Source organism: Vibrio sp. Y20_XG_PY13 (assembly GCF_024181925.1).
GTDB classification, from domain to species: Bacteria; Pseudomonadota; Gammaproteobacteria; order Enterobacterales; family Vibrionaceae; genus Vibrio; species Vibrio parahaemolyticus.
Genome location: NZ_JAMZAL010000027.1, coordinates 1 through 6,563, shown reverse-complemented (window position 1 = coordinate 6,563; position 6,563 = coordinate 1). Strand labels below are relative to the sequence as shown.

Here is a 6,563-nt window from a genome sequence, read left to right as displayed (position 1 = left end):
GGATACCAACCTGACGGCCTAGTAGGATGTGCTCACGAGTTTGTGGCATTGGGCCATCTGTCGCAGCAACAACTAGGATACCACCGTCCATCTGTGCAGCACCAGTGATCATGTTTTTAACATAGTCAGCGTGTCCTGGACAGTCAACGTGTGCGTAGTGACGTGATGGAGTGTCGTACTCAACGTGTGAAGTAGCGATTGTGATACCGCGCTCACGCTCTTCTGGAGCGTTATCGATAGATGCGAAGTCTTTCGCTTCACCGCCGTAAACTTTAGCTAGAGTAGTACAGATAGCTGCAGTTAGAGTTGTTTTACCGTGGTCAACGTGGCCGATAGTACCAACGTTAACGTGCGGTTTCGTACGTTCAAATTTTTCTTTAGACATGAGTGGTCCCTCTAGGTACGGATTTTTGGTGGCCCAAATTGACCACGCAACCAAATAAAGATTATTGGTAAATCTAATATCAAAAGGAGATAACTTTGAGAGCTGGTGCTGATAGGCAGACTCGAACTGCCGACCTCATCCTTACCAAGGATGCGCTCTACCACCTGAGCTATATCAGCACTCAAATTAGAGTGGAGCGGGCAGCGGGAATCGAACCCGCATCATCAGCTTGGAAGGCTGAGGTAATAGCCATTATACGATGCCCGCAACACGTAACTCTGAGAGCTATTTCCTAAAGAATATGGTGGAGGGGGACGGATTCGAACCATCGAAGGCAGTGCCGGCAGATTTACAGTCTGCTCCCTTTGGCCACTCGGGAACCCCTCCAAATTTTCAAGCCATTCTAACTACTAAAGGAAAGAATGGTGCCGACTACCGGAATCGAACTGGTGACCTACTGATTACAAGTCAGTTGCTCTACCTACTGAGCTAAGTCGGCATAAGTGGTGCGCATTCTATTGAATGATTTTCTAGGTTGCAATAGCTATTTAAAAAAAAGTCGTAAAATTCGGTTTTTTAGCTTCAATTGATGAAAAATCATACAAACCTCGCTTTTTAAAGCAAACTTTCGTGCTTTGTCGTTTGCTTTGCACGGTGCTTGTTGTATGTTCTTGCTCTCTACTAAACCAAGGATAAAAGAGACCCATGAGTCCATTTTTGTCATTTGACCGTGCCGAGTGGGCAGAACTTCGTAATTCTGTTCCGATGACACTCTCTGAAGACGATCTAAAGGCGCTTCAAGGCATAAATGAAAACCTCACTATGGAGGAAGCGGTAGAGATCTACCTTCCTTTGTCTCGTCTACTCAATTTATATGTACAGGCTCGCCAAAGTCGCAACTCTGTTCTTCAGCAGTTTCTAAATACCGAGGAACACGCTCCGCCATTTGTTATTGGCATTGCAGGTAGTGTGGCTGTTGGAAAAAGTACAACAGCTCGTATTCTTAAAGCACTGCTTTCTCGTTGGGAAAATCATCCCAAAGTCGCCTTAGTTACAACGGATGGCTTTCTGTATCCCAAAAAGGTTTTGGAAGAGCGCGGTATCATGCATCGCAAGGGTTTTCCCGAATCTTACGACATCAAACGCTTGGTAGAATTTGTTTCTGATGTAAAGGCGGGTAAACCAAATCTTGAAGTACCTGTTTACTCACACATCACGTACGACATTACTGATGAGCTAAAAAAAGTCGACCGACCTGACGTGCTGATTATTGAAGGCTTAAACGTATTACAAAGCGGTATGGACTACCCACATGATCCACATCGAGTATTTGTATCTGATTTTCTTGATTTCTCAATTTATGTTGATGCGGAAAGTGAAACGATAGAGCAGTGGTATGTCGAGAGATTTTTGAAGTTTCGCCGCGGAGCTTTTACTAAACCAGGCTCCTACTTCAGCCACTATACGCAGCTGTCGGTCGATGAAGCGAAAAGTAAAGCGAAAGAAATTTGGCGCAATATTAATGGACTCAATCTGGAATTGAACATTCTTCCAACCAGAGAAAGAGCCCATTTGATCCTCCACAAAGGTGCTAACCACCTTGTCGACAAAGTATCGCTAAGAAAGTAAAGGGGCTCAGTCCCCTTTTCTCAACGAAATTTCTCCGCCAATGTAGGTTTCCAAACCATTTTCAGTTTTGAGCACCACCCCACCCTGTTGGTCGATACCTTGTACCACTCCGTGTATTTCTCTCGGTCCCATAAGAAGCTTAACCGGTCGGCCGATAAAGTTGTCCAAACGATTCCAACGTTCAACAAAACCACCCAGTCCAGTCAGTTCATATTCTTCTAACGCGGCTTTCCAATGATCGATAAGACGTATCGCCAATTGAGTTCTGTCGATACTCACTTCATTGGAAATTTGGTTGAGTGTTGTCCAAGGTTGATCAATACCGGGCTGCACATCAGGCATGCCAATATTTAATCCCATTCCAATCACTAAGTGAGCTGCGCCTCCTGCTTGACCAGACATCTCCACTAAAATACCGGCTAGTTTTTTATCTTGATAGTAGATGTCGTTTGGCCACTTAAGCTTAACACCTTGGATACCGATACTTTCCAGTGCTTCGACTGCAGCAATACCCACGACCAAACTCAGTCCCATCGCTGCCGCCATACCCGCATCTAAACGCCAGTACATAGACAAATACAGATTGGTGCCAAATGGCGATATCCATTGACGTCCGCGACGACCGCGCCCCTGCGCCTGATATTCAGCGATACAAACTCGCCCTTTATCGGATTCGCTGACTTTCTCTAACAAATATTGATTCGTTGAATCAATCACGGAAATCAGTTCAACCGGAGTGCTAATGGCATTTTTCAGACGAGTTTCATCGAGTAATTGAATAGGATGAGCCAGTTGATAGCCTCGTCCTTGGATACGATAAATATCCACTCCCCAATCATTCAACCCTTTAATATGCTTTGCAATTGCCGCTCTAGAAATGCCCAGTTGTTGTCCAAGCATTTCACCTGAATGGAAACCGCCATCGCTGAGTGTTTTAAGGATATGTAGCTTCACTGAGTGTTCTTTTCTCATTGCGCCGCCTCAATCTTAGCGAGATTAGTTTCACCTTGACGATTCATAAAGCGCACTTCGTGTTCGAGTTCAATCTGGTACTTATCCCACACCGCCTTTTTCACCAGAGAAGCAAGTTCAACCACGTCATCAGCACTGCAGTTGTCGACATTTGTTAATACCAACGCTTGTAAAGGGTTCACCTGAGCACCGTTGACTGAAATACCTTTCAAACCACACTGGTCAATCAGCCAACCGGCTGCCACTTTCATTCCCTCGTTTGCAGGGTAAGCCACCATGTTGCTATGCTTTCGAATGAGTTGATCATAATGATCTTGGCTGATCACAGGGTTTTTAAAGAAACTCCCTGCGTTACCGACTTTAGCTGGGTCTGGCAGTTTCTCCATACGAACTTGGCACACACGTTCAAAGATTGCATTTGGACTTAATTCGTTTTTAGGGATATTTTGTAACGGCCCATATTGATTCTTCGGCGTCCATCGCTTCGGCAGCTTCAAGCCAATGGCTGTGACAAAGCATTTTTCATATAGATCATGTTTGAAAACTGAATCTCGATACCCAAATTCGCAGTCTTCCGCACTCATCCGCCTCGTTTTTAAAGTCGTCAAATCCAATACATCGACGTAGCTACAAAGATCTTTTAGTTCAACCCCGTATGCGCCGATGTTTTGGATCGGAGCTGACCCAGCACAACCGGGAATCAAAGCTAAGTTTTCGATCCCGCCCATACCTTGGGCAATACACCAAGCCACTAAACTCGGCCAATCCTCCCCACCTTGAACATGCAGAAGATAATCTTCATGGGTTTCTGAAACCGATTTCCCCAGAAGGCGGTTAACGATGACGAGACCATCAAAATGTTCAGTAAATAGAACATTGCTGCCTTTACCCAAAAACAACTTCGGCAGACCTTGAAAAGCAGGATCTTGATAGAGGCTGATTACATCATCTATCGAGTCAACAATGGCTAAGTAGGAGCAAGTCTGCTCGATACCAAAAGTGTGAAAAGCCTTGAGGCTTGCGTGTTCTTTAATTTGCATAGTGATTTGCAACGCCAGATAAGATTCTCTTAAACTGGGCACATTCTACCCCAGTTAACTTTTAACCGCAGTGACAATACCTAACTCATTAATCATAGAAGTGTTAAATCCGATCAAACTCCCTTTGATTAAAAAGCTCTATAAAGCCCATTACCCCTCCGGGCGAGCCAAAAAAGATGAACTCATCATCACAGCCAGTCGTGGGGGTGTGATCGTCGCACTACTAAGATTAAAAACCGTAGAGCAATATCGCTTATTAACAGGCATGCTCGTCATCCCAGAAGTTAGAGGCACGAACGTTGGCCGCACTCTGCTAGAGCATTGCGAGAACAAAGTTTTCGAAGATGGTGATTATTGCTTCGCTTTTAGCTACTTAGAAAAATATTATGCTCAACATGGTTTCGAAACCATTGACAGTCATGAGCTGCCGAACTCCTTAAAGATGGCCTTTCAACGTTATGTTGATAGCGGCAAAGATCTCATTCCAATGCAATTTATCCCTTCAAAGGTTTCAAAGCGTGCGCTTTAGTAGCCAGGGAAATCATATCTTTGGTAAAATATCAGGTTCGCAATATTGCACTAAAATAAGGTACTCACACCGATATGATAGTAAATAGGAATCCATTCGAGCAGTTGCCTAGTCTCGCAATCAATCCTGAAGACTTTGATGTTCTGTACTCTGCAGAAACATTTCGAACTCGTCTTTTAGATGCGATCAGCAAAGCAACGTCACGAATCTACCTAGTCGCTCTATATCTGGAAGATGATGAAGCTGGGCGTGAAATACTCACTGCACTTTACGAAGCAAAGCAGCGTAATCCAGGATTAGACATTAATATCTGTGTTGACTGGCACCGAGCACAACGCGGCCTTATTGGTGCAGAAACATCAGAAGGCAACTCAGCGCTTTATAAAGCGTTTGCTGACCAATACCAACATGCCATCCCTGTTTATGGTATCCCCGTTCGCGGCCGAGAAGTATTTGGTGTGCTTCATTTAAAAGGCTTCGTCGTCGACGATACCGTGATTTACAGTGGCGCTAGCCTTAATAACGTTTATTTGCAGTACCATGGTCGCTATCGATTTGATCGCTACCATGTTATTAAGCACAAGTCCCTTGCAGATACGATGGTGAACTTCGTTCAAAATGAAATGATTGCTCACCCTGCAGTAAACGACTTGGCCGATCGAGATAAGCCAGAAACCAAAGAAATTAAATCGGCAATTCGCCAACTTCGCTCTTCTCTTGCTCAAGCCAACTATCAATTTGCCCATGAGTCAGCGGCGGAAGATAAAGTAAAGATCACACCACTTGTTGGTCTTGGTAAGCGTCGAAACTTACTAAACCAACAAATCGTCAAGCTACTAGCAGCAGCAAAAAACGAAATTTTCATCTGTACGCCATATTTTAACTTCCCTAAATCAATTCACCGGGAAGTAAAACGTGCAATGAAACGTGGAGTAAAAGTAACGATCGTGGTAGGAGATAAAACCGCGAACGATTTCTATATCTCTCCAGAAGAAGATTTCAAAACCATTGGTGGTCTTCCTTACCTTTACGAGGTAAATCTGCGCCGCTTTGCCAAAGCAAATGAGGCGAACATTGCAGCTCGTAAGCTTTCAGTGCACTTATGGAAGCATGAAAACAACAGCTTCCACCTAAAAGGTATCTGGGTTGATAAACGATACATGCTGCTTACAGGTAACAACTTAAATCCGCGTGCTTGGTCTCTCGATCTTGAAAATGGTTTATTGATTCAAGATGACTACGCAAACCTTACTCATAAGTTTGAAGATGAAGTAGCCCGAATCCTTGAACATACGCAGCTAATCTGCACTTACAAACAGTTGGAAAAAGTCGAAGATTACCCGCTTGCTGTACAAAAACTAGTGAGAAAAATCACTCGCTTAAAAGCTGACGGTGTTTTAAAGCGTATCCTTTAAATATCTTCCGTTTATTTGTCTTTCGAAAGCCCAACTTATGTTGGGTTTTTTTTGTACACGGCAGATCAAGTGATTTACATTTTTCAAAAGACATATCTCACCCTAAAGGGCCCTACACACACCTTTTAAACATAAATACTTATTAAAGGATTGAAACTGGACTCACTCTCAAAAAATCAGACAAAGGTAGTTAACCTCCTGTCGAATTCGCATGCTCAACCTTCTAAGTTGAATCAAATCGACAAACGCATGTTTCCACTCCACATGATTAAGTAGGCAATGTCGACAAAATGGAAATTGAGAAAAACGTGTCCTGTCTCGACGTTATGAAAATTATAATTAGGAAGAGGGTATAGGAGATTAATACGGCGCTTTAAAATGACCAGCTAATCTTTCATGGGGAAGCTAGTAAGATGGTACTCAACTGAGAATGGTCTTTCTTGGAAGGGAAAATGACAGCCCCTAAAACGAAAAAAGCCCTGCTATTTCTAGCAGGGCTTTCAAATAAGTGGCGGAGCGGACGGGACTCGAACCCGCGACCCCCGGCGTGACAGGCCGGTATTCTAACCAACTGAACTACCGCTCCGCACTGG

6 protein-coding genes and 5 tRNA genes are annotated in these 6,563 nt (G+C 43.9%); 3 read left to right on the top strand and 8 right to left on the bottom strand.

Annotation, left to right across the window (positions count from 1 at the left end; genetic code table 11):
* The 5 genes from NL646_RS23120 to NL646_RS23100 all read right to left on the bottom strand — a co-directional run.
* The coding region (locus NL646_RS23120; RefSeq protein ID WP_238136524.1) for a GTP-binding protein at positions 1-385 on the bottom strand (385 nt) is incomplete at its 3' end.
* A 103-nt stretch (positions 386-488) separates the two neighbouring features.
* Positions 489-564, bottom strand: a tRNA-Thr gene (locus NL646_RS23115).
* A 13-nt stretch (positions 565-577) separates the two neighbouring features.
* Positions 578-652, bottom strand: a tRNA-Gly gene (locus NL646_RS23110).
* 35 nt (positions 653-687) lie between these two features.
* Positions 688-772, bottom strand: a tRNA-Tyr gene (locus tag NL646_RS23105).
* 36 nt (positions 773-808) lie between these two features.
* Positions 809-884 (bottom strand) — tRNA-Thr (locus NL646_RS23100).
* 206 nt (positions 885-1,090) lie between these two features.
* Between NL646_RS23100 and coaA the strand changes: the two genes are divergently transcribed.
* Positions 1,091-2,014, top strand: coding sequence for a type I pantothenate kinase (gene coaA, locus NL646_RS23095; RefSeq protein ID WP_015297458.1), 924 nt, complete (start codon positions 1,091-1,093; stop codon positions 2,012-2,014).
* A gap of 6 nt (positions 2,015-2,020) precedes the next feature.
* Here coaA and birA read toward each other — a convergent pair whose 3' ends face one another.
* Positions 2,021-2,986 (bottom strand): bifunctional biotin--[acetyl-CoA-carboxylase] ligase/biotin operon repressor BirA, encoded by a 966-nt coding sequence (gene birA, locus NL646_RS23090; protein WP_253664746.1) that lies wholly within the window; start codon positions 2,984-2,986, stop codon positions 2,021-2,023.
* On the bottom strand, positions 2,983-4,026 hold the full coding sequence (gene murB, locus NL646_RS23085) for a UDP-N-acetylmuramate dehydrogenase (RefSeq protein WP_253664745.1): 1,044 nt from the start codon (positions 4,024-4,026) through the stop codon (positions 2,983-2,985). Before murB ends, birA begins: the two co-directional genes overlap by 4 nt.
* A gap of 100 nt (positions 4,027-4,126) precedes the next feature.
* Between murB and NL646_RS23080 the strand changes: the two genes are divergently transcribed.
* Positions 4,127-4,555 (top strand): GNAT family N-acetyltransferase, encoded by a 429-nt coding sequence (locus NL646_RS23080; protein WP_025502280.1) that lies wholly within the window; start codon positions 4,127-4,129, stop codon positions 4,553-4,555.
* Between the two features lie 74 nt (positions 4,556-4,629).
* On the top strand, positions 4,630-5,970 hold the full coding sequence (pssA, locus tag NL646_RS23075) for a CDP-diacylglycerol--serine O-phosphatidyltransferase (RefSeq protein ID WP_023624203.1): 1,341 nt from the start codon (positions 4,630-4,632) through the stop codon (positions 5,968-5,970).
* A 509-nt stretch (positions 5,971-6,479) separates the two neighbouring features.
* On the opposite strand, the gene NL646_RS23070 is transcribed toward pssA, so the two are convergent.
* Positions 6,480-6,556, bottom strand: a tRNA-Asp gene (locus tag NL646_RS23070).
* Positions 6,557-6,563 lie beyond the last annotated feature (7 nt).